We start from the raw sequence: 20,365 nt of genomic DNA, 5'->3' as shown, positions 1-20,365 counted from the left end.
TGAGTGGAAGGTTTATTTCTTGCGGTCCAGGAAGGCCTGCATCCGCTCAAACTTGGCGGGGGACTCAAAGAGCACGGCCTGGGCGATGTTATCCACCGCCGGGTGCGCCGCATCTGGCATGGCGATGAGCTGCTTGGTCAAGCGCACGGCGAGCGGGTCCTGCTGGGCAATGCGCCCGGCTAGTTCCAGGGCGCCGTCGACAAGCGCATCCGGCTCATGCAGCTCGCTGACCAGGTGGTTGGCTAGTGCCTCCTCGCCGTTGAGGATGCGCCCGGCCAGCAGGATTTCTTTTGCCAGGGGCGTGCCGACGCACTCCTTGAGGCGCCAAGTAGCACCCGCAGCGGCGGCAATACCCAGGCCGGCTTCGGGCTGTCCAAACTTGGCAAAGGGGGTGGACACGCGGAAGTCAGCGGCCAGCGCTAGCTCCAGACCGCCGCCGAGGGCGTAGCCATCCACCGCCGCGATGACGGGGGCCGGCAGTGAGGCGATGCGGTGGAAGATGCCGGAGTTGATGCCACGGAGGGCATCCTCGCGGCGGCGCTCACGAAGCTGCGCGATGTCTGCCCCGGAAGCGAAGATCCCGCGTGGGCCCTTCGGGGTGTCCACCGTGCAGCCGGTGATGATGAGGATGCGGGGATCGGACTCGAGCTGCGCGCAGAGTTCGTGGAACTCCGTCACCATCTGCTCATCGATGGCGTTGCGCACCTCGGGGCGGTTGAGCTTGGCGACGACTATCTCGTCCTTCTCGCCGCGCGTTGAAATCTCAATGGCAGTAGTCATCTACACCCTCTCAATCGCAATCGCGGTGCCCTGGCCCACGCCCACGCACATCGTGGCGATGCCGCGGTGCAGTCCGTCCGTTTCCAGGCGGTTGAGCAGGGTCAACGTGATGCGGGAACCGGAGGAACCCAGCGGGTGGCCCAGCGCGATGGCGCCGCCCCACGCGTTGACCTTGTCCTCATCCAAGCCCAGCTCGCGGATGCAGGCGATGGACTGTGAGGCAAAAGCTTCGTTGAGCTCGACGGCGTCCACGCTATCCAGCTCCCAGCCGGCGCGCTCGAGCACGTCGCGGGTTGCCGGGATGGGGCCGGTGCCCATGATCTCCGGGCGCACACCGCGCGCGGAGTTGGCCACCACGCGGGCGCGGGCGGTCAGGTTGTGCTTTTCAAGTGCCTCGTCGGAGGCGACAATGACGCAGGAGGCACCGTCGTTCAGCGAGGAGGCGTTCCCCGCCGTGGTGACGTCACCCAGGGAGGTCACCGGGCGCAGCTTGGCCAAGACCTCCATCGTGGTGCCCGCGCGGGGGCCTTCGTCGGTGTCGACGACGGTGACGTTGCCCTTGCGGTCAGTGACCTCGACGGGCACGATCTCCCTGGTGAACTTGCCGGCCTCAATCGCGGCGAGCGCGCGCTCCTGGGAACGCACGGCGAAGGCATCGGCCTCCTCGCGGCTAATGCCAAAGACGTTGGCCACTTCTTCGGCTGTCTCCGGCATGGAGTAAGTCATTTTCTCCTGCTCCGCGAACTTCGGGTTGGCAAAGCGCCAGCCAATGGAGGTATCGAAAACCTGGCCTGGCTTGGCAAAAGGCTTGTTCGGCTTCTCCATGACCCAGGGAGCGCGGGACATGGATTCGACGCCGCCGGCGACGACGATATCCGCCTGGCCGGATTCCACGAGGGCGGTGGCCAGGGCAATCGAGGACATGCCTGATGCGCACAGGCGGTTGACCGTAATGCCCGGAACGGTGTCCGGGAACCCGGCGAGCAGCCAGGACATGCGGGCAACGTTGCGGTTCTCCTCGCCGGCGCCGTTGGCGTTGCCGATGATGACTTCATCTACCGCGGAAGGGTCAAGCCCGGCCTCCTCCACCGTCTTCTTGATGGCGGTGGCCATGAGGTCATCTGGGCGAACCGAGGACAGTGCGCCGCCGTAGCGGCCCACGGGAGTGCGGAATCCGGAAACGAGGTAAGCGGTCATGTTTTTCCTTAACTATCTGTGTCTATTGCGCTGTGTGAACTGCGTGCTGCACTGGTGGTCTAACGTCCGTGGAAGACCGGTGGGCGCTTCTCGTTGAAAGCAGCGAAGCCTTCGTAGTAGTCCTCGGTATCGCAGAGTTTGCCTTGGGCAATGTTCTCGGCATCGACGCTGGCCCACAGCCCAGTGCCGTTATCGCGGATGTCCTGGACCAGGGTGCGGCTGGTGAGGAAAGCCTGGGTCGCGCCGTGGGCTGCGCGCTTGGCGACGCCCCGGGTAAACTCCAGCAGCTCCTCTGCTGATAGCGCGCGGGAGAAGAGGCCAGCGCGCACCGCTTCCGCACCGGAGATGAGTTCGCCGGTGATGATGAGGTCCATCGCGCGGTGTGTGCCGAGGCGTTCGACGAAGAGGGAGTGCCCGCCCGAATCCAGGGTGGCGCCTAGGTTGGCGAATGGGGAACCGAACTTGGCATCTTCGGCGACGTAGACGACGTCACAGGCCAAAGCGAGACCGAGGCCGACACCCAGGCAGGGGCCGTGCACGGCGGCGAAGGTGGGGGCGGGGAAGTTATCGATCTTTGTGAGCACGGGGGTGACAACGTCCGCGAGGTAGGCAGTGGCGTCGTCTTCGCGCGGGTTGAGCCCCTTGATGTTGCGGCCGGCGCAAAAGCCCTTGCCTTCACCGCGCAAGATGAGTGCGCGGGGGCTAAGCTGCGCGGCCTCATCGAGGCAGCGGGAGAGCTCGGCGAGGTCTTCTTCCGCGAGGGAATTGATGGCCTTTGGGTTGTTGAGTACGAGCTCAACGACCCCGGCTTCGGCGTCGTGGTGCAGGTCGATCATGTGTGTAACTCCTAGGCGTCAAAGTCGAGGACGATGTTCGGCGTGGTGGGGCGCGACTGGCAGGTCAGGATGTAGCCAGCCTTGACCTCGTCGGCCTCAAGTGCGTAGTTCTCCGCCATGTCGACCTCGCCCTCGACCAGCTTGGCGCGGCAGGTGCCGCACACGCCGCCGGCGCAGGCGAAGGGGACGTCGGAGCGCACGCGCAGGGCGGCATTGAGCAGAGACTCGTTGGCAGAGACCGGGGACTCAACAGAACCGGAGAGGCCATCGAGCTGGAAGTTGATGGTGACGTTATCGCCTTCCGGATCCACCTCGACGTGGCGTCCAGATTGGTTCTGATCCCCAGAGGGCTTGCCGGTGGTAAACAGCTCGTAGCGCACGTCCTTCTCACCCACATCGCGGCCAGCCAGCTCATCGCGCACCAACTGCACTAGCTCGAAGGGGCCGCAAAGGAACCATTCGTCGACAGTGTCCGTGCGCACGACGTTATCCAGCAGGGTCTGGAGTTTTTCGGCATCGATGCGCCCGGAGAACAGCGGGTTAACGCGCTGCTCGCGGGACAGGACGTGGTGCACGGCAAAGCGCGTAGGGAACTTGTCCTTGAGGTCACCAATCTCCTCGGCGAACATGACGTCGCCGCCGCCCTTGTTGGCAAAGATGAGCTCGAAGGTGGTGTCGGGGGAGGTGTGGAGCACGGTCTGGGCGATGGCCATGATTGGCGTGATGCCGGAGCCCGCTGCAATGGCCACGAGGTGTGGGTTCTCCAGCTTCTCCAGTTCTTCGCGCACGGCCTCGGGGTTGTTAAGGCCGGTCAGGTGAGTCTTTGAGGTGAACGCGCCCTGCGGGTTCATCACGTCCATGGTGTCGCCGGGCTGCAGGGTGTCATTGGCCCACGTGGAGAACACGCCACCGCGGTCGCGCTTGATGGCGACGCGCAGCACGCCGTCGCGAGGCACATCGCAGATGGAATAGGAGCGGCGGACTTCCTGGCCGTCGATGGTTGCCCGCAGTGCAACGTACTGGCCGGGGATGTAGTCATAGTCGTCCTGGAGCTCCGGAGGGATAGCGAAGGAAACCTCCACGGAGTCTGAAGTCAGGGCGCGCACCTCGGACACGGTCAGGGTGTTGAACGTGGCCTTCTTCTTTGTGGGGGCAGACGGGGTCGTGGTCATTAGTGCACCTTGAAGTAGTCGAAGGGCTCCAAGCAATCCTGGCAGTTGTAGAGAGCTTTGCAGGAGGTGGAACCGAATTGGGCAAGCTTACGTGTGCGGCGGGAGCCACAGTGGGGGCATTCGATGGCCGGCGGCGGTTCGAGTGTGAGCGGGATAGGACCTTCCGGCGTGGCCCGGGTTTTACCGCTGGGCGGGGCAATGCCGTAGTCCTTGAGGTTTTGCCGGCCGGTCTCCGTCATCCAGTCGGTGGTCCACGCCGGGTGGAGCACGAGATCGACGCGCACCTTCGCGTAGCCGGCATCGGTCAGCGCTGTGGTGATGTCCGCCGTGATGTGTTCCATGGCGGGGCAGCCGGAGTAGGTGGGGGTAATCGTGGCCACCGCGGTATCGCCATCCAGGCGAGCGTCCCGAAGAATTCCAAGGTCGGCGATAGAGATCACGGGGATCTCCGGATCGGGCACCTCGGCGGCGACGTCCCACACGTGGGCGTCGTCAGGCTGCGTGGGGCGCAGCGGGTGGGATTTATCTGTGATGGACACGATGAAACCTTGGTCCTTTCCTTGTCTTTACCAGGTCGCGCCGGGGTGTTGGCGCGCCAAGGACTGCATCTCCGCGAGGATGAAACCGCGGTGCTCGGAGAAACGCCCGGTGCGCTGCCCGGAGCGGGCTTGCTTGACGTCCGGGATGGCCAGACCTGCCTTGTCTAGGACGTAGGCGATGCGCTCATCGAACTGCGCGCGCAGGCTCGAGGGCAGAACTGCGATGCCTTCTGCCGCCAGCTTCTCGTGAAGCGGGAGATCCTCGAAGAGCTCGTCAAGGTAGGGCCACATGTACATCAGGCCCTCCGTGATTCGGCGGTGGGACTCCTCGGTGCCTTGGCCCAGACGAAGAATCCACTGGTTGGCGTGGTCGACGTGGTACTCGACTTCCTTGATGGCCTTCGCCGCGATCGCCGCAATGGTTTCATCCTGCGACTCCAGCAAGGCCGTGTAGAGCCCGTACTGGTAGTAGGAGAAGAGCAGCTGGCGGGCGATGGTGTAGCCGAAGTCGCCGTTCTCCTGCTCGACCAAGCGCGCGGAGCGGAACTCCTCCTCGTTACGGAAGTAAGCCAAGTCATCCTCGGTCTTGCCCCATGCGGTACCGGCGTAGGTCAGTAGGAAGCGGGCGTGCCCGATGAGATCGAGGGCGATGTTGCCCAGTGCGATGTCCTCTTCCATCTCCGGCGCGCGGGAAATCCACCAGCCCAGGCGCTGGGCCAGGATGAGGGCGTCATCGCCCAGCATGAGCGCATAGCGAGCCGTGTCCTCGGGGGCCACTGCGCCGGAGGCGGCGATGTCTTCTGCGGTGATGCCGTTGCCCTGCGATTGCTTGGTCGCAGAATCGGCGGCTGCAAATCCGGTCACAGGTGCGGCACTCCTTCCGACTTGTCGTAGTACGTGGCGTGGCGGTAGCTCTTGCCCTGGGGGGATTCGAAGAATCCGCCCTTGGAGTCCGGGTCGGAGGAGGCAATGGCCTCGCTGGGCACGACCCAGACGGAGGTTCCCTCGTTGCGGCGGGTGTAGAGATCGCGGGCATTGCGCAGGGCCATGGTGGCATCCGGTGCATGGAGCGAGCCGGCGTGAACGTGGGAAAGGCCGCGGGAGGAGCGTACGAAGACCTCCCACATGGGCCAGGTGGAGCTGGACATGGAATCTTCCTTAAAGTCTCGAAGCTGGTTGAGCAGTGTGCTTAGGGGTTAAGCGATGAGCGAGGTATCAGCCGAGTGGTGCTTCTCGGCGTAAGCTGCGGCAGCCTCACGGACCCACGCGCCGTCGGCATGCGCTTGGCGACGTCGCTGCATCCTCTGCACGTTGCAGGGGCCTTCGCCCTTGATGACGGCCTTGAACTCGGACCAGTCGAGCTCGCCGAAGTCGTAGTGGCCGCGCTCTTCGTTCCATTTCAGGTCCGGGTCCTCGAAGTGCAGGCCAAGGGCTTCGGCCTGCGGGACAATCATGTCCACGAAGCGCTGGCGCAGTTCGTCGTTGGAGAAGCGCTTGATGTTCCACGCCATGGACTGCTTGGAGTTGGGGGAGTCATCATCCGGCGGGCCGAACATCTGGAGTGCGGGTCCGTAGAAACGGTTGATGGCTTCCTGCGCCATCTGCTTCTGCTCGGGCGTTCCGTGGGACAGCTCGTAGAGGATCTCCCAACCTTGGCGCTGGTGGAAGGACTCTTCCTTACAGATGCGCACCATGGCGCGGCCATAGGGTGCGTAGGAAGCACGGCAGAGCGGGACCTGGTTGCAGATGGCGGCGCCATCCACCAACCAGCCGATGGCTCCGATGTCGGCCCACGTGCGCGCCGGGTAGTTGAAGATGGAGGAGTATTTGGCGGTGCCGTCGAGAAGCTGATGCACCAGTTCGTCGCGCGAGGTGCCCAAGGTCTCCGCAGCGGAGTAGAGGTAGAGGCCGTGGCCGGCCTCATCCTGCACCTTGGCCATGAGGATGGCCTTGCGCTTGAGCGAAGGCGCGCGGCTGATCCAGTTGGCCTCCGGCTGCATGCCGATGATTTCGGAGTGCGCGTGCTGGGAAATCTGACGCGTCAAGGTCTTGCGGTAGGCAGCCGGCATCCAGTCGGTGGGCTCGATGCGGGAGTCTTCGGCGATGAGCTCGTCGAAGCGCTGCTGTGCTTGTGCTTCATCCGCGGCCGGGACGGCGGCGAGTGTTTTCTCTGATGGGGTCATGGGAGGAATCGTTCCCTCTCTGCTCAGTGTCGGCTCGGTGATACTTACTGACTGGTTGGTCAGTATATGGGGCATGTGTGAGCTATGTCAACCAAGTTTGTGAGCTGCGCCCTACTTGTTGCGGTTCTGGGGCTTGGCGGGCAGCACGCGGTATGTGCCGCGGAATTCGGCGATGGGCTTACCCTTGATGCTGAGGGTGACGTCGACAACGCCGTTGCGGCCCCAGGCTTGGCGGGTCACCCCAACCCCGTCAACGACATCCCCTTCGAAGGCGGGGGCGATGTAGTGAATCGAGTTGTGCGCGGCCACGGCCAAGTCGCCACCGGAGTTGCAAACGCCGGCGAAGATGGAATCGGCAAACATGTATAAATAGCCACCCTGTGCCGTGCCATGTCCATTGCACATCTCCGGGCGGACGGTGAAGTGGCCTTCGCACTTGCCGACGTCTAGCGCGGTAATCTTCGCGCCAATCTCCGCGGTGGCACGGTCATCGTCGAACATGGTGCGCACGTGGGTGAACTCGGGGCTTTCGGCGACGCCGGGGGCGAGGATGGGGTGCTCGGTGCTCATGGGAATTCCTCCTTGAGGTAAGGGGTTTCCGCAGTGCTGCCGAGGGAGCGAAAAGGGGTGTGGTGGCTCACTAGTCTAACGGTGCTCGGGGCTCTCTGCTTGAATGGACTGCGTGAAGAATGAGAAATCCACTGTCCAGGGCGCGGCACGTGGCCGCCCCGGCTACTCCCGTGAAGATGTCATTCGTGCAGCTGTCCGTGCTTTTACAGCCCGCGGCTACGACGCCACGTCGATGGATAATGTGGCGAGCGAATTGGGGATTTCTAAGTCCGCGCTCTATCACCACATCTCTTCCAAAGAAGAGATTTTGGAGCTCACGGTAGTGCAGGCACTGAGCCGTTTGGAAGCGGTTGCGGAAGAGATGGCCGCGGCCGATGTGTCGGCGGGGGAGAGGGTGCGCGGGCTGTTGCGTGGCTCGATTGAGGTGCTGTGCTCCGACCCGAAGTCTGTCGCGCTCTTGCTCCGTTTGCGTGGAAACTCCGAGGTGGAGCGGAGCGCGTTGGAGCGCCGCCGTACGCTGACGCGTTCCGTGGTTCCGCTGGTGGAGGCTGCTCAGGAGGAGGGTGCTATTCGCTCCGATATTGAGGCTCCGCTGTTGACCCGCATGATTTTCGGAATGATTAACTCGACGTCTGATTGGTACGAGCCGGAGGGTCGACTTGGTGCCGAGGAGCTGGCCAGTGCTTTTGAGAGTGTTGTGTTTGGCGGCCTAGCTCCGCAAGCGACGGGCTAGTCGCGATGGGCAAGTAGTTGATCAGCTAGTCGGGGGCGAGCGTTTCGCTCCGCCGTTGGGGCTCCATATGGGGGTGGGGGCTTCTTTTGTCGGTGAAACCGTCGTGGCCTGCGATGATGTGTTGCGCTTCAAAAACTTGGACTAATTGTGTTGTCTATCACGACAACGGCCTGTAGTGTACGTCACAAGACTTACCCAACCGAACGGTAAGTAATTAACGTACTTTTGTGCGTTGTCCCAGCTAACCAACTTCTTGCAGCACTTTCGAGGGAGCTTAAAGGGTGTGGTATTTCCCCTCTCCTCGAAATGAAAGGCAAATGACGTGACCGCAACGTTTGATATCTTCTCTGACCACCACGGCCCCCAGATGGGCATTGAGTACGCCTCCCGCGATGAAATCATTGCGCTGCAGACCGCGCGCGCGAAGAACGAGCTTCGCCACGCGTACTACAACGTCCCGCACTACCGCCGTGCGTTCGATGAGAAGGGCGTTCACCCGGATGACTTCAAGGAACTCGCGGACTTTGCGCTGTTCCCGTTCACCGACAAGGAAACCCTTCGCGCGGAGTACCCCTTCGGGATGTTTGCTGTTGGCCAGAACCAAATCTCCCGCATCCACGCTTCTTCCGGCACCACGGGTCGCCCGACCGTCGTGGGATACACCGAGAATGACGTGCGTATTTGGGCCGAGCTCGTAGCCCGTTCGCTGCGGGCAGGCGGCCTGCGCAAGAGCGATAAGGTTCAGATTACGTTCGGCTATGGCCTCTTTACCGGCGGCCTGGGCGCTCACTATGGCGTTGAGGCCCTAGGAGCCACGGCGATTCCGACCTCCGGTGGTCAGACGGAGCGCCAGATCCAGATCATGCAGGACTTCCAGCCGGACGCAATTCTGGGTACGCCGTCTTACGTGCTCAACCTCCTTGACCGCATGCGCAAGGAAGGCCTGGATCCGCGCGAATCCTCCCTGCGCGCCGGCGTCTTTGGCGCCGAGCCGTGGAGCGAGGGAATGCGCCGCGAACTCGAAGAAGGCTTCGGCATTACGGCCACCGATATCTACGGCCTCTCCGAGGTAATGGGCCCTGGCGTGGCCCAAGAATGTGTCGAGACCAAGGATGGCCTGACCGTCTGGGAGGACCACTTCTACCCAGAGATCATCGATCCGGAGACCATGCAGCCGGTTCCAGACGGCGAGTACGGCGAGTTGGTCATCTCCTCCCTCACCAAGGAGGCCTTCCCGATCATTCGTTACCGCACCCACGACATCACCCGCCTGCTCCCGGGCACTGCGCGTTCGATGCGTCGCATCGACCGTATCTCCGCTCGTAACGATGACATGATCATCCTGCGTGGCGTGAACTGCTTCCCGTCGCAGTTCGAGGAGATCATCACTGAGGACCGCGTGCTTCGCCCGCGCTACCAGTGCGTGCTGAGCAAGCGTGGCCGCATGGACCACCTCACCCTGGTGGTTGAGCACTCCTCGGAGGCTACTCCTGATCAGATCGATGCCTCCGCCGCGTGGCTGAAGAAACAGATCAAGGAGCGCATCGGCGTCACTGTTGGCGTCGAGATCACTGACCACGTCGATTGCGGTGAGGGCAAGGCCAAGAGGATCGTCGACAACCGCGATCAGTAAAACGCTGCCGCGTTCTCGGCTTCTTTGGCACGCCCCGCCTCACCATTGTCCCTTTCGTTCACTGGCTTTAACTGTATCCACCGTGCTTCTGCACCCATAGAGAAAAGACTCCCACTATGTCTGCACCAGTCACCCAACAGCCTGCCCAAGGGCCGGGAATCACCACAGAGCACAAGCGCGTGCTCGCCGGTTCGATGGTCGGCACCACTATTGAGTGGTTCGACTTCTTCATCTACGCTCAGGCCGCCGGCCTGATCTTCGCTACCCAGTATTTCGATCCGGTCTCCAACGAAAGCGCCTCGCTCGCTCAGATCATTGCCTGGGCGTCGCTGGGTATCTCCTTCCTTTTCCGTCCCCTCGGGGCCATTCTGGCCGGCCACTTGGGTGACCGGCTCGGACGCAAGCCGGTTCTTGTCGTCACGCTGGTTGGCATGGGCTTGGCCACCATGCTGATGGGTGTGCTGCCTACCTACGCCTCCATCGGCATGGCAGCACCTATCCTGCTGGTGCTCTTACGTATCCTTCAGGGCCTCTCCGCCGGCGGTGAATGGGGCGGTGCGGCGATGCTGGCCGTTGAGCACGCCCCGCACGGCAAGCGCGGACTTTTTGGTGCGTTCCCGCAGGTAGGAGTACCCCTCGGCATGTTCCTGGCCACCATCTTTATGCTGGTGCTCTCCGCCGTCCTGACTCCGGAGCAGTTCCTCGCCTGGGGCTGGCGTATCCCGTTCCTGTCCTCAGTCGTGCTCATTCTCTTGGGCTACCTGATCCGCCGGGCGGTAGAAGAGTCCCCGGCCTTCGCGGAGATGGAAGAGCTGAAGGAAAAGTCCACCGCACCGCTCGCGGTCCTGTTCAAGGGCCACCTCGGAACCGTCATCAAGTGCGCAGTTATCTTCGCCGCCAACAACGCGATTGGCTACTTCGTCATCGCCTACTTCACCGCCTATGGCACGAAGGTTGTGGGCTATACCCGCCCCCAGGCCCTTGGGGTAGCCCTGATCGCGTCGATTGGTTGGTTTATCGGCACGCTGTACTTCGGCCACCTGTCTGACCGGGTGGGGCGGCGCACGACGTTCATTGGCGGCTACATCGTCTTGGCGCTGTATATCACCCCGGTGTTCTGGGCGGTTGACTCGGGCAACGTCATGTTCTTCGGCGTGGCCGTGTTCCTCCTAGGTGTCATCCTGGGTGCGACCTATGGCCCGCAGTCAGCGATGTACGCGGAGATGTTCCCGGTGCGGGTGCGCCTGTCGGGCGTGTCCATCGGCTACGCCTTCGGCTCCATCATCGGTGGTGCCTTTGCCCCGATGATTGCAGAGATGCTGTACACGCGGTACGAGACCTCGATGGCCATCGCCGCCTACGGCATCGCGATTTCGGTCGTTTCCCTCATCGGTGTGCTCACCGTCCCGAAGGGTATTCAGGACCGCGATCTGCACGTTTAATCGCCCCGAGTTTGTTCACCCGCCACCCCCTTTAGCGCTTAACCCTTTCTCCGCTGGCTTTTGTTCCGGTTGGAGGGTCAGGCCCTAAAGGGGGTGTGGCGTTGTGGGGGTAAATAATTATTCAAAACGGTACCTATAGGTTGGCAGGTAGGCTAAGCTTCTCGCTAATACTCGTCGTACGCGGCCCGTATAAACAATTCCTACGGTCTTGTGGTGCGCGATATTTGCTCAAGAAGAAAGTTCTCTCATGACCACATCAACCCCGCATAAGACTCGCTCTACACGCGATACTTTTAATACGCGTTTCGTCTTCCTCATGGCCGCCATCGGTTCCGCCGTCGGCCTGGGTAACATCTGGCGCTTCCCTTACGTTGCCTATGAGAACGGCGGCGGCGCCTTCCTCATCCCATACATGGTGGCCCTGCTGACCGCCGGTATCCCCATCCTGTGGTTCGACCTCGCCATTGGTCACCGCTTCCGCGGTTCTGCGCCGCTGGCATTCCGCCGCATCAGCAGCCGCTGGGAAGGAATCGGCTGGTTCAAGGTCGGCGTGAACTTCTTCATCGCCATCTACTACGCCGCCATCATTGCGTGGGCAGCGCTCTACACCATTAAGTCCTTGCAGCAGACGTGGGGCGAGGATCCTTCGACGTACTTCATGGTTGACTTCCTCCAAGCAGACGCGGAGGCAACCTATTCCGGGCACGTTGTCCCATCCATTCTGGGCGTCATGATCCTCGTATGGGTTGTCTGCATCGCTACGCTGGCCACGAGCATCAACAAGGGCATCGGCAAGCTGACCTCCATCTTCCTGCCGGTCCTGGCCGTCATGTTCATCATTCTGGTGATCCGCGCCTTCTTCCTTGACGGCGCCGCCGAGGGCCTCAACGCCTTCTTCACTCCGGACTGGTCCGTGCTGAGCAACCCGTCGGTGTGGATCGCCGCCTACGGACAGATCTTCTTCTCCCTGTCCATCGGTTTCGGCATCATGATCACCTACGCGTCCTACCTCAAGCCGCGCACCAACCTCACCAACACGGGCCTGGTTACCGCCTTTGCGAACTCCTCCTTCGAGGTTCTCGCCGGCATCGGTGTCTTCGCCACTCTGGGCTACATGGCCGCCCAGCAGGGCGTGTCTGTCGATGAGGTGGCTGAGTCTGGTATCGGTCTGGCCTTCATCGCTTTCCCGACGATCATTAACCTCATGCCGCTCGGCTGGCTGTTCGGTGTCCTCTTCTTTGGCTCCCTGTTCCTGGCCGGTGTGACCTCGCTGATCTCCATCATGGAGGTCGTTGTCTCCGCCGTGGCAGATAAGTTCAACATCTCTCGCCGCGTTTCTGCCATCAGCGTTGGCAGCGCGATGGGAGTACTGTCCTGCTTCCTGTTCGCCACCTCCTCGGGCCTGGTCACTCTGGACATCATGGATAAGTTCACCAACAACTTGGGCATCGTCTTCGGCGCCATCTGCGCCCTCGTAGTCGTCGGCTGGGTGACCGGCCGCCGCCGCGAGATCCAGCAGCACATCAACGCCGTGTCGCAGTTCAAGGTGGGTGGCTTCTGGCAGTTCCTGACTTTCGTCGCGACCCCGCTGCTGCTCGTCTACTTCCTGGTCAACGAGATCATCACGATTGTCCGCGAAGGTTATGAGGGCTACTCCTCCACACAGATTGGGCTCTTTGGCTGGGCGGTTCTGGGCGTCATTCTGCTCGTTAGCTTCGTCATGCCGCTAGTGGACTTCCGCGGAAACAAGTACCTAGACGGCATAGAGACGTCTGATTACGGCGTCCCAGTGGGCGGCCGCCCGGCCGGCACACCGAACCCGCTTGCCACAGGCAACGCCGCCGCACCGAACACGGACGACAAGTAGCGGCTAGTAGGAAAGGAGAATAACAATGACTACAAGCGCAATCCTGCTCTTCATCCTCTTCGTCGTCGTCATCTGGGGCGGACTGGTTGTGTCCTCCATCTGGTTGGCGCGCAGCGACGATGAATTCACCGGTGAGCTGGGTAATGCCCCCGGCACCGACGACGAGTCCCTATCGCACCGCGTGCACCACTAAAGGGGCCGGGCAGTAAACGGCTGCCCGCTCACACCTGCCCCTTCCTATATCTCGACTACCGTGCGCCCATGGCGGGAGCCGGCGCGCAGCTCTTGAGCGGCAGTGGCGACATCGGCCAGCGGCACCGTTTCAGTAATAGAGTTCAGCATGGTGAGGTCGAGGTGTTCGTCGAGAAGCTGCCAGGCCGCCTCGCGCACCTCGCGGGGCGCATCGACGGAGTTACCGCCGGCCAGCACGATGCCGCGCAGGATGAATGGCAGCACCGAGGCAGGAAGGTCCGGACCAGCCGCCATACCGGTGGCCGCCACCACGCCGCCCCAGCGCACCTGCGCCAGCACGTTGGCCAAGACGGTGGAACCGGCGGTGTCAATGGCGCCGTCGTACAGCGCCTTCTGCAGCGGGCGGCCGGTCTCAGACAGCGCTGCACGGTCAAGCACGTGATCCGCGCCGAGTGAGGTGAGGTACTCCGACTGGGATTCCACGCGGCCGGTGACGGCGGTAACCTCGTAGCCGGAAGACTTGAGCAGCTGGACCGCGATGGATCCCACGCCGCCGGTGGCCCCGGTGACGAGGATATGGCCCTTCGTCGTGCCGTGCGTGCGCAGCTGGTTCACGCAGATAGCGGCGGTGTATCCGGCCGTACCAATTGCGGCGGCATCGTGCGCGCTGAAACGCTGGGGTACAGGGATGGTGGCTTCACCGTTGACGCGCTGGCGGGTGGTATAGCCGCCATGGCGGAACTCGCCCAGGCCATCGCCGCAGGAGACGACAAGCTGGCCGGGGTCCAGGCGAGAATCAGAAGTCTCCGCCACGGTGCCCACCACATCGATGCCGGGGACGAGCGGATCGATGCGCATGACACCTTTATCGCCCTCCAAGGCCATGGCGTCTTTGTAATTGAGGGAGGAAAACTGCACATCCACGACCGTGTCACCTTCCCCGAGCAGGGGCTGCTCTTGGAATGAGTGCGTTACTCCGGAATCGGTGCGAGTGACAATCAGTGTGTTCATGGACACTATCGTACAGAGGATGTGAAGCAGTGTTTTCTGGCTACTGCTTCAGCCGATTGTCAGCGAAAACCACTAGGGTGAGGCGCATGACTGGGATAGAAGCTCAACGCTCGCGCAATCGGCTGCGGCCCGCGCCGGATCCGTATCGCCACCTGCTTCGTGATTCCCTCCTTGTCGCGGCCCTGTCCCTAGTGGTCGTGGTGTTGGCGACGGTGGGCAAGCCCTTCATGGACATCCCCGGCGTGGTGGATGGTTCCGCGCACGCGGTGCGAAGGGTCAACCTGCAGCTCTTTGGCGGTTTTGAGAACGCCTCCGTGTGGTACGGCGGGTGGACCGATCTCCTGGGGAATATTGCTCTCTTCATGCCGCTGGGAGCGGCGATTTACGTGGCCGGGCGCAACCGTGCCAGGATCCGCTGGGGCTTGGGCGGGGCGATGCTCATCGGCCTCGTGGTTAGCCTGTGCATAGAAAGCGCCCAGTACATCTTTGCCCTGGGCTTTAGCGACATTGATGATCTTCTGTACAACACCGTGGGCTCTGTCCTCGGCGCCGCACTCATGGCGCGCGTGGGGCGCGAGGAGCAGATGAAGATTCTGCGTCGCCTGGGATTCCTGCTTGCGCTGGCAGCGGTGGTGCTCCTCGCCATGGTTGCGCTCTAGCGCCTAGCGGGAAGAGCGAACGAGCTTGGCGACGTCCGCCGCCACCTGCCGTGCATAGGGTGACACACCGGTAATCGTGGCCGAGCCCGGACCAGTCCACGAGCCATAGCCCACGGGGAAGAAGCCTTCCACCGTGGGCTTTCCTTCTGCCAACAGCCCGGGGAACGGGCGCAACGCTGGGCGGAAGCCGGTGGCCCAGATGAGGTCGCTGAAGCCTTCGCGGTCCAATTCATCGAGCGAGGAAAACATGTCGGTGGCGCGCAGCAGCCCACTATCGCGGGCCTTGAGCACCGGCGGGACCATGACGATATCCCCCAGTTCTGTTTCGGGGCCTGGGTCCGGTTCGCCGCGAAGCTTCGCCAGCATGCGCTGACGGTTGCGGCTAAAGAGCACGCGCCCATCCACATCATCCGGCATCCAGCGCGGCGGGTGCGAGGTGAACCACGTGGTGTCCACACCGGCGAGGGCTAGCTCGGCGGCGATCTGGGCACCGGAGTTGCCCGCGCCGACAACGGCCACACGGCTGGTATGGCCGCTGCTGGTGCTGGTTAAGAAAGGATTCGGCCCCGGGTAGCTTGCCGTGTGCCACTGGCGCCCCTGAAACTCACCGGGGTAGAAGGGGATGAACGGCGCGGACCAGGTGCCCGTCGCCGCCACGACGGTCCGGGATCGGAACTCACCGTGAGTGGTGAGAAGGCGGAAGCGGGGATCGTCGTCAAGCACGCGCTCCACCGCCACCCCGTGCCGGACCGGCAGGTCATAGCGCTGCTCATAGCGGGTGAGGTAGTCCACCACATGGGAAGCCGGCGGGAAACCCGGGTAAGAAGGCATGGGCCAGCCGGGCAGCGTGGAGGAGTGGGCATCGCTAAAGAGCGTGAGTGAATCCCACACGTGCTGCCAGGCCCCGCCGGGGGAGGAGTTGGCGTCGAGGATGAGGAAATCGAGCTTCTGACGGCGCAAGTAATAGCTGGTGGCCAGGCCGGATTGGCCGCCACCCACCACGATGCAATCGTAGGTATGCATCTATTGGATGAGCTTTCGCTCACGGGCCGCGGAGACGGCCGCCGTGCGGGTTTCCACGCCGAGCTTTTGATAGACGTGGATGAGGTGGGTCTTGACCGTGGCCTCGGAGATGAAGAGCCGCTGGGCAATCTGCTTGTTGGAATCCCCCGTGGACAGCGCCTGCAGGATCTCCAGCTCGCGCGGTGAAAGCGCGGTTTCCGGCTGCGCCAAGCGCTCCGCCAGCAGGTTGGTGACTTCAGGCGCCAAGGTCCGCTTGCCCGCGGCCGTGTCGAGCACCGCGGCGTGCAGGGTGTCCTCGGGGGCGTCCTTGAGCAGGTAACCCAGCGCGCCCGCCTCCACGGCGGCCAGGATATCCGCCTGCGTGTCATAGGTGGTCAGTATGAGCACCGGTGGACCGTCGAGCTCGCGCACGCGCCGGGTGGCGGCGATGCCGTCGACGTCCGGCATCTGGATATCGCAGACGACCACATCGATATGGGGAACATCAGCATCCGTCAGCTGCTCGACGGCCGAGCCATCGGAGCCTTCCAACACCACCTCGATGTCGGGGAAGGCGTTAAGAATCGCGCGCAGCCCGGCGCGGACCACGGGGTGATCGTCGATGAGCATCACGTTGACCATTGCTGCTGCTTCCTGTTGGGATTCGCACCGCGAGTGCGGTGCCGGCGGGTGAAGATTCTACCTGGACGCTGCCGCCAACGCTGCGAACACGCTGCTCCAGGCCGGTCAGCCCGAAGCCCCGTGGTCCCTCGATGCCGCGGCCATCATCGACGACATCGAGGATGATTCCATCCTCGAAAGAGCCCAGAGTGACCACGGCGCGGTCGGCGTCGGCGTGTTTCATGACGTTGGTGAGTCCTTCGCGCGCGGCGCGCAGGATGACGTGGGAAAACTCGGTGGGAACCTCGGCGCTTCCGGTGAGCTTGAGCCTGAAACCGGTACGCAGCCCGAGGCCTTTGGCTTGGGCTTGGAGCTCGTCCACGAGTGCGCGCAGTTCCTTATCGATGGAGGAGACAGGGGCCGCGAGCTCCTTGACGAAGCGCCGGGCCTCGGCCAGGTTGTCCTGGGCCACCTTCTCAATGAGCGCGAGCTGCTCGGTGACGTCCTGCTGCGTGGATGTCTTCTTGGCGGCGCGGCTGAGCAGGACGATGGAGGACAGCCCCTGCGCCACGGTGTCATGAATCTCGCGGGAGAGCCGCTCCCTCTCCTCGAGGCGCCCGGCTTGGTGCTCGCTGGCCGCTAGCTCCTCCTGGGTCTCACGCAGTTGCTTGGCGACGGCCGCGTGGTGCGCCGCCTCCGCCTGAACCCGGCGGGCGGCGTGGTAGACGCCCACGGCAAAGCAGGTGCCGATGAACGGCCCGATGGCTGCGGCCGCGGTCCAGAATTGCGGGTGGATCCATGCGGGGACGAAGGCGGCGACGGCCCACAGCACCACGCTGGCGACGATTCCCGGCCAGAAGGGAAGCGCATGGATAAAGACGAAGACCAGCGGGAACTCGAGCCACATGAAGTCTTGGGCGTGCACCATAAGCCCGATCCACAGCAGGCACAGGGCGGCGAGCCACAGCGTGGTGGGGACGGGGCGGGTGATGGTGCGGGAGCCGAAGATGGCAAACCCCGTGTAGACCACTGCGAGTGCGATGGAGAGGCCGAGAGCGCGGGCGTCAAGGCGGTCATCGGCCCACGCGCGGAGCACGCCGAAGACGAGGAGAAAGCCAAACATGGCGTGCAGTCCCACGGTCCACAGTTTGTTGCTCATCATCACGGCGCTCCAGCTTATCCTCTGGCTGGAGGAAGGGGAATCAACCAACTGGTTGAGTGGAGGTTCAACTGGCTACTCGATTACTTTCTGCGCTGGCCACAGCAGGATTAAGAGTATGTTCCTGGCATTGAGAGAGATAGTCACCGCCCGCGGTCGGTTCTTCCTGATCGGCGGCGTCGTGGCTCTAATTACGTTGTTGCTCGTTATGTTGTCCGGCCTGACCCAAGGCCTCTCCAAGCAAAATACTTCCGCCCTCGAGGCGCTCGGGGAGCAGACTCCTTATGTGACCTTCTCGACGGAAGACCCGTCCTTCACCGAGTCGGAGATCTTCGCCGAGGATGTCCCCGCTTCTGGCATTCCGCTGGGTACTTCGCAGACCAAGCTTGAGGGCCACGGCGGCGTGGCGGTCTTCGGCCTGCCCGAAGGTACCCAGATCCCTGGCTCCAGCACCGTGATTCCGGAGGAGGGCATGGTCTTGAGCCAATCCATCGACGACGCCCTGAACGCGCCATCCCGGGGCACCCTCGGCGGCGTGGACCTGGACGTGAACGCGGTGGTTGAGGATGAGTACTATTCCCACTCCCCGGTGGTGTGGGTCTCCACCGCAACTTGGCAGAAGGTCTCCCATTCCCCCGAAGACATGGTGGGTGTGGCCGTGCTGTCCCACGAGCCGACCGACACCTCCGTGTCCATGGGCAAGGCCCTGTCCGGCCTGCCGGCTTATAGCTCGGAGCGCGGCTCCCTGCTGACCATGCAGGCCTTCCTCTACGGAATCTCCGCGCTGGTCACCATCGCTTTCCTGAGCATCTGGACCATCCAGCGCACCCGTGACCTGTCCATCCTGCGTGCCCTTGGCGCCAGCGTGAAGTACCTGCTCAAGGACGCCATCGCGCAGGCTGCCATCATCCTCGCGATTGGCGTAGGGGTCGGCGCGCTCGTCGGCTGGTTGCTGGGCCTTGCCGCCCAAGGTGCCGTGCCCTTCGAGGTCTCCGCCATGACCGTCATCGTCCCCGCGCTCGGTATCTGGCTGCTCGGCATCGCTGGTGCTTTCCTGGCCACCCGCCGCGTTTCCAAGATCAACCCGCTCGACGCCCTAGGAGGCAACGCCTAATGACTACCACCGCTTCTTCCCCTGCACTGTCCCTTCGCGACATCGTGGTGACCTACCCAGACGGCCAGTCCCGCACCACTGCACTCGACGGCGTCAGCTTGGACGTCAAACCCGGCGAGCTCACCGCCGTCATCGGCGAATCCGGGTCCGGCAAGTCCACCCTGCTGTCCGTAGCCGCCGGCCTCATCGAGCCGGACTCCGGCAGCGTGGAGCGAACCGGCTCCCGCGGCCTCATCTTCCAGCAGGCCAACCTGCTGGCCGCCCTGACGGCGCGCGAACAGCTGCTCATCATTGACCACATGGAGGGCCGCAAGCCGCGCCAGGATCGTGCCGATGAGCTGCTCAGCTTCGTGGGCTTGGAGGGCTTTGGCAACCGCCGGATGAACCAGCTTTCTGGCGGCCAGCGCCAGCGCGTCAACATTGCGCGCGCGCTCATGGGCCAGCCTTCCGTGCTGCTTGCCGACGAACCCACCTCTGCCCTCGACTCCAAGCTCTCCCGCGAGATTGCCAAGCTCCTGCGCGGTGTCACCGATGACTTCGATACCGCAACCCTGTTCATCACGCACGACCGCAGCCTGCTTGATTATGCCGACAACGTGGTTGAGGTCAAGGACGGAAAGCTTTCCGAATACTCTGAGCTAGCCGCGTAGGAAGCCTCTCATCTCTCACGTGTTCAAACAAAGGGGTAAATTATCACCCCGTTATGATACGACCCCGCAAGCCCCGAGTAAGCCCGACTGACTACCCGCGCATGCAGCAGTGGACCGCGCTGCACGCGCTCATGTTGAGCATCACCGTGGTGGCCTGCGGGGTCTTTATCGTCGCTGCCCGCAGAATCAAGGGAACCTCCCGTGAGACCTTCATCCGCCGGATGGTGGGCTGGGCCTTGCTGGTGGCGGGTACTGCGTGGACGGTCATCTCCTTAGACCCGAAGCAATTCGATATCCGAGAGTCTTTGCCTTTGCACCTGTGTGATGTGCTGCGCCCGATCTTGGCGCTGGGTCTTATCACCGGCAATGAGCATGCCCTGACCCTGTCTTACTTCTGGGGCATCATCCTCAACCCGCAGGCCATCATCACGCCGGATGTCATCTACTACTTCTCCCCGCGGTGGCTGCGGTTTGGTACCTATTGGTTCTTCCACATTGTTGCACTCGCCGTGCCGCTGGCGCTGACTTTCGGCTTGGGCTACCGCCCGACGTGGAAGGGCTACCGCTTCGCCGTGAAGGTCACGCCGGTGTGGATGGCTATCGCGATGGCAGTCAACGCGAAGACCGACGGCAACTATGGCTTCCTGAACCACGCGCCGGGCAGCTCCTCCATCATCAACCTATTCGGCCCATGGCCTGGCTACATCGCAGTGGAAATCCTTGCCGTCGCAGCAGCATGGGCCGGGATGACGTGGCCGTGGGAGAACACCTCACTACACCGCGGCACGGTGGCGGTGGGCCCGCGCGGGCTCATGCGCAAGTCCGTCGGTACCGCGTCCGGGATCCTGCGCCGGGCCACGGCACGTTTTCGTAAATAGTGGCCCGCGAACCGCGAAATTCTAGGGCTTCGTTGCGAAAACGTACCAAGGTGGTGGCGGCCAGGTACGGATCGATCAAACAAGGTCCCAGATCTTCGAATTTCTGGGGCGCTATTTGATCGAAACG

22 protein-coding genes are annotated in these 20,365 nt (G+C 62.9%); 9 read left to right on the top strand and 13 right to left on the bottom strand.

Translation table 11 applies throughout. The annotated features are described in order from the left end of the window. Window positions 1-12: 12 nt before the first annotated feature. From HMPREF2565_RS06390 to HMPREF2565_RS06350, 9 genes are all read right to left on the bottom strand, one after another. Complete coding sequence (locus HMPREF2565_RS06390; protein WP_070701850.1) at window positions 13-780, bottom strand: enoyl-CoA hydratase/isomerase family protein; 768 nt, start codon at window positions 778-780, stop codon at window positions 13-15. Next, window positions 781-1,977 carry a thiolase family protein gene (locus HMPREF2565_RS06385; protein ID WP_071407039.1) on the bottom strand — a complete coding sequence of 399 codons (1,197 nt, stop codon included), beginning with the start codon at window positions 1,975-1,977 and terminating at the stop codon, window positions 781-783. A 59-nt stretch (window positions 1,978-2,036) separates the two neighbouring features. Further along, entirely contained in the window at window positions 2,037-2,813 is a 777-nt protein-coding gene (locus HMPREF2565_RS06380) for an enoyl-CoA hydratase/isomerase family protein (protein WP_070821870.1), read from the bottom strand. Between the two features lie 11 nt (window positions 2,814-2,824). Next, window positions 2,825-3,985 carry a 1,2-phenylacetyl-CoA epoxidase subunit PaaE gene (gene paaE, locus HMPREF2565_RS06375; protein WP_071407038.1) on the bottom strand — a complete coding sequence of 387 codons (1,161 nt, stop codon included), beginning with the start codon at window positions 3,983-3,985 and terminating at the stop codon, window positions 2,825-2,827. Further along, entirely contained in the window at window positions 3,985-4,524 is a 540-nt protein-coding gene (gene paaD, locus HMPREF2565_RS06370; RefSeq protein WP_070510120.1) for a 1,2-phenylacetyl-CoA epoxidase subunit PaaD, read from the bottom strand. Before paaD ends, paaE begins: the two co-directional genes overlap by 1 nt. Before the next feature lie 27 nt (window positions 4,525-4,551). Next, on the bottom strand, window positions 4,552-5,388 hold the full coding sequence (gene paaC / locus HMPREF2565_RS06365) for a 1,2-phenylacetyl-CoA epoxidase subunit PaaC (RefSeq protein WP_070517300.1): 837 nt from the start codon (window positions 5,386-5,388) through the stop codon (window positions 4,552-4,554). Then, the gene (gene paaB, locus HMPREF2565_RS06360) at window positions 5,385-5,672 is read right to left on the bottom strand and encodes a 1,2-phenylacetyl-CoA epoxidase subunit PaaB (RefSeq protein WP_046648767.1); all 288 of its coding nucleotides are present in this window, start codon (window positions 5,670-5,672) and stop codon (window positions 5,385-5,387) included. The genes paaC and paaB overlap by 4 nt, the downstream gene beginning before the upstream one ends. Window positions 5,673-5,720: 48 nt before the next feature. Continuing rightward, the gene (gene paaA, locus HMPREF2565_RS06355) at window positions 5,721-6,707 is read right to left on the bottom strand and encodes a 1,2-phenylacetyl-CoA epoxidase subunit PaaA (RefSeq protein WP_070510126.1); all 987 of its coding nucleotides are present in this window, start codon (window positions 6,705-6,707) and stop codon (window positions 5,721-5,723) included. A 111-nt stretch (window positions 6,708-6,818) separates the two neighbouring features. After that, window positions 6,819-7,277: a hotdog fold thioesterase gene (locus HMPREF2565_RS06350; protein WP_070517297.1), complete on the bottom strand. Its 459-nt coding sequence runs from the start codon at window positions 7,275-7,277 to the stop codon at window positions 6,819-6,821. Window positions 7,278-7,389: 112 nt separating this feature from the next. On the opposite strand from HMPREF2565_RS06350, the gene HMPREF2565_RS06345 reads away from it, so the two are divergent. From HMPREF2565_RS06345 to metS, 5 genes are all read left to right on the top strand, one after another. Beyond that, window positions 7,390-8,010: a TetR/AcrR family transcriptional regulator gene (locus tag HMPREF2565_RS06345; protein ID WP_232745371.1), complete on the top strand. Its 621-nt coding sequence runs from the start codon at window positions 7,390-7,392 to the stop codon at window positions 8,008-8,010. Between the two features lie 367 nt (window positions 8,011-8,377). Further along, window positions 8,378-9,643: an AMP-binding protein gene (locus HMPREF2565_RS06340; RefSeq protein WP_369799718.1), complete on the top strand. Its 1,266-nt coding sequence runs from the start codon at window positions 8,378-8,380 to the stop codon at window positions 9,641-9,643. 116 nt (window positions 9,644-9,759) lie between these two features. Next, window positions 9,760-11,085 (top strand): MFS transporter, encoded by a 1,326-nt coding sequence (locus HMPREF2565_RS06335; protein ID WP_071407037.1) that lies wholly within the window; start codon window positions 9,760-9,762, stop codon window positions 11,083-11,085. A gap of 247 nt (window positions 11,086-11,332) precedes the next feature. Beyond that, window positions 11,333-12,952 (top strand): sodium-dependent transporter, encoded by a 1,620-nt coding sequence (locus tag HMPREF2565_RS06330; RefSeq protein WP_070547038.1) that lies wholly within the window; start codon window positions 11,333-11,335, stop codon window positions 12,950-12,952. Window positions 12,953-12,977: 25 nt separating this feature from the next. Continuing rightward, on the top strand, window positions 12,978-13,145 hold the full coding sequence (gene metS, locus HMPREF2565_RS06325; protein WP_046648774.1) for a methionine/alanine import NSS transporter subunit MetS: 168 nt from the start codon (window positions 12,978-12,980) through the stop codon (window positions 13,143-13,145). A 44-nt stretch (window positions 13,146-13,189) separates the two neighbouring features. On the opposite strand, the gene HMPREF2565_RS06320 is transcribed toward metS, so the two are convergent. Continuing rightward, a complete protein-coding gene (locus HMPREF2565_RS06320) occupies window positions 13,190-14,155 on the bottom strand; it encodes an MDR family oxidoreductase (RefSeq protein ID WP_071407036.1) in 966 nt (321 codons plus the stop codon). Between the two features lie 86 nt (window positions 14,156-14,241). Between HMPREF2565_RS06320 and HMPREF2565_RS06315 the strand changes: the two genes are divergently transcribed. Then, on the top strand, window positions 14,242-14,814 hold the full coding sequence (locus HMPREF2565_RS06315) for a VanZ family protein (protein ID WP_070510144.1): 573 nt from the start codon (window positions 14,242-14,244) through the stop codon (window positions 14,812-14,814). 3 nt (window positions 14,815-14,817) lie between these two features. Here HMPREF2565_RS06315 and HMPREF2565_RS06310 read toward each other — a convergent pair whose 3' ends face one another. Genes HMPREF2565_RS06310 through HMPREF2565_RS06300 form a run of 3 tightly spaced genes read right to left on the bottom strand, consistent with a single transcriptional unit; the run spans window position 14,818 to window position 17,599 of the window. Continuing rightward, window positions 14,818-15,837, bottom strand: coding sequence for an NAD(P)-binding domain-containing protein (locus HMPREF2565_RS06310; RefSeq protein ID WP_070510146.1), 1,020 nt, complete (start codon window positions 15,835-15,837; stop codon window positions 14,818-14,820). Continuing rightward, window positions 15,838-16,458, bottom strand: a complete 621-nt coding sequence (locus tag HMPREF2565_RS06305; RefSeq protein WP_071407035.1) for a response regulator — start codon at window positions 16,456-16,458, stop codon at window positions 15,838-15,840. Continuing rightward, the gene (locus HMPREF2565_RS06300) at window positions 16,394-17,599 is read right to left on the bottom strand and encodes a histidine kinase (protein ID WP_071407034.1); all 1,206 of its coding nucleotides are present in this window, start codon (window positions 17,597-17,599) and stop codon (window positions 16,394-16,396) included. Before HMPREF2565_RS06300 ends, HMPREF2565_RS06305 begins: the two co-directional genes overlap by 65 nt. Window positions 17,600-17,714: 115 nt before the next feature. Here HMPREF2565_RS06300 and HMPREF2565_RS06295 point away from each other — a divergent pair, with 115 nt between their 5' ends. The 3 genes from HMPREF2565_RS06295 to HMPREF2565_RS06285 are packed head-to-tail and all read left to right on the top strand — an operon-like array spanning window position 17,715 to window position 20,238. Then, window positions 17,715-18,710, top strand: coding sequence for an ABC transporter permease (locus HMPREF2565_RS06295; protein WP_046648780.1), 996 nt, complete (start codon window positions 17,715-17,717; stop codon window positions 18,708-18,710). Then, the gene (locus tag HMPREF2565_RS06290; RefSeq protein WP_046648781.1) at window positions 18,710-19,360 is read left to right on the top strand and encodes an ABC transporter ATP-binding protein; all 651 of its coding nucleotides are present in this window, start codon (window positions 18,710-18,712) and stop codon (window positions 19,358-19,360) included. Before HMPREF2565_RS06295 ends, HMPREF2565_RS06290 begins: the two co-directional genes overlap by 1 nt. Before the next feature lie 53 nt (window positions 19,361-19,413). Beyond that, a complete protein-coding gene (locus HMPREF2565_RS06285; RefSeq protein ID WP_071407033.1) occupies window positions 19,414-20,238 on the top strand; it encodes a YwaF family protein in 825 nt (274 codons plus the stop codon). Window positions 20,239-20,365 lie beyond the last annotated feature (127 nt).

The organism is Corynebacterium sp. HMSC072A04, assembly GCF_001809235.1.
GTDB classification, from domain to species: domain Bacteria; phylum Actinomycetota; class Actinomycetes; order Mycobacteriales; family Mycobacteriaceae; genus Corynebacterium; species Corynebacterium hiratae.
Note: the sequence above shows the minus strand (reverse complement) of the source record. Positions and strands in the feature narration are given on the sequence as shown.

Excerpts from the sequence above, each read along its gene's own strand:
- HMPREF2565_RS06390 (WP_070701850.1), bottom strand. The coding sequence starts at position 780 with ATGACTACTGCCATTGAGATTTCAACGCGCGGCGAGAAGGACGAGATA.
- HMPREF2565_RS06385 (WP_071407039.1), bottom strand. The coding sequence starts at position 1,977 with ATGACCGCTTACCTCGTTTCCGGATTCCGCACTCCCGTGGGCCGCTAC.
- HMPREF2565_RS06380 (WP_070821870.1), bottom strand. The coding sequence starts at position 2,813 with ATGATCGACCTGCACCACGACGCCGAAGCCGGGGTCGTTGAGCTCGTA.
- paaE (WP_071407038.1), bottom strand. The coding sequence starts at position 3,985 with ATGACCACGACCCCGTCTGCCCCCACAAAGAAGAAGGCCACGTTCAAC.
- paaB (WP_046648767.1), bottom strand. The coding sequence starts at position 5,672 with ATGTCCAGCTCCACCTGGCCCATGTGGGAGGTCTTCGTACGCTCCTCC.
- paaA (WP_070510126.1), bottom strand. The coding sequence starts at position 6,707 with ATGACCCCATCAGAGAAAACACTCGCCGCCGTCCCGGCCGCGGATGAA.
- HMPREF2565_RS06350 (WP_070517297.1), bottom strand. The coding sequence starts at position 7,277 with ATGAGCACCGAGCACCCCATCCTCGCCCCCGGCGTCGCCGAAAGCCCC.
- HMPREF2565_RS06340 (WP_369799718.1), top strand. The coding sequence starts at position 8,378 with ATGGGCATTGAGTACGCCTCCCGCGATGAAATCATTGCGCTGCAGACC.
- HMPREF2565_RS06335 (WP_071407037.1), top strand. The coding sequence starts at position 9,760 with ATGTCTGCACCAGTCACCCAACAGCCTGCCCAAGGGCCGGGAATCACC.
- HMPREF2565_RS06330 (WP_070547038.1), top strand. The coding sequence starts at position 11,333 with ATGACCACATCAACCCCGCATAAGACTCGCTCTACACGCGATACTTTT.
- metS (WP_046648774.1), top strand. The coding sequence starts at position 12,978 with ATGACTACAAGCGCAATCCTGCTCTTCATCCTCTTCGTCGTCGTCATC.
- HMPREF2565_RS06320 (WP_071407036.1), bottom strand. The coding sequence starts at position 14,155 with ATGAACACACTGATTGTCACTCGCACCGATTCCGGAGTAACGCACTCA.
- HMPREF2565_RS06315 (WP_070510144.1), top strand. The coding sequence starts at position 14,242 with ATGACTGGGATAGAAGCTCAACGCTCGCGCAATCGGCTGCGGCCCGCG.
- HMPREF2565_RS06310 (WP_070510146.1), bottom strand. The coding sequence starts at position 15,837 with ATGCATACCTACGATTGCATCGTGGTGGGTGGCGGCCAATCCGGCCTG.
- HMPREF2565_RS06305 (WP_071407035.1), bottom strand. The coding sequence starts at position 16,458 with ATGGTCAACGTGATGCTCATCGACGATCACCCCGTGGTCCGCGCCGGG.
- HMPREF2565_RS06300 (WP_071407034.1), bottom strand. The coding sequence starts at position 17,599 with ATGATGAGCAACAAACTGTGGACCGTGGGACTGCACGCCATGTTTGGC.
- HMPREF2565_RS06295 (WP_046648780.1), top strand. The coding sequence starts at position 17,715 with ATGTTCCTGGCATTGAGAGAGATAGTCACCGCCCGCGGTCGGTTCTTC.
- HMPREF2565_RS06290 (WP_046648781.1), top strand. The coding sequence starts at position 18,710 with ATGACTACCACCGCTTCTTCCCCTGCACTGTCCCTTCGCGACATCGTG.
- HMPREF2565_RS06285 (WP_071407033.1), top strand. The coding sequence starts at position 19,414 with ATGATACGACCCCGCAAGCCCCGAGTAAGCCCGACTGACTACCCGCGC.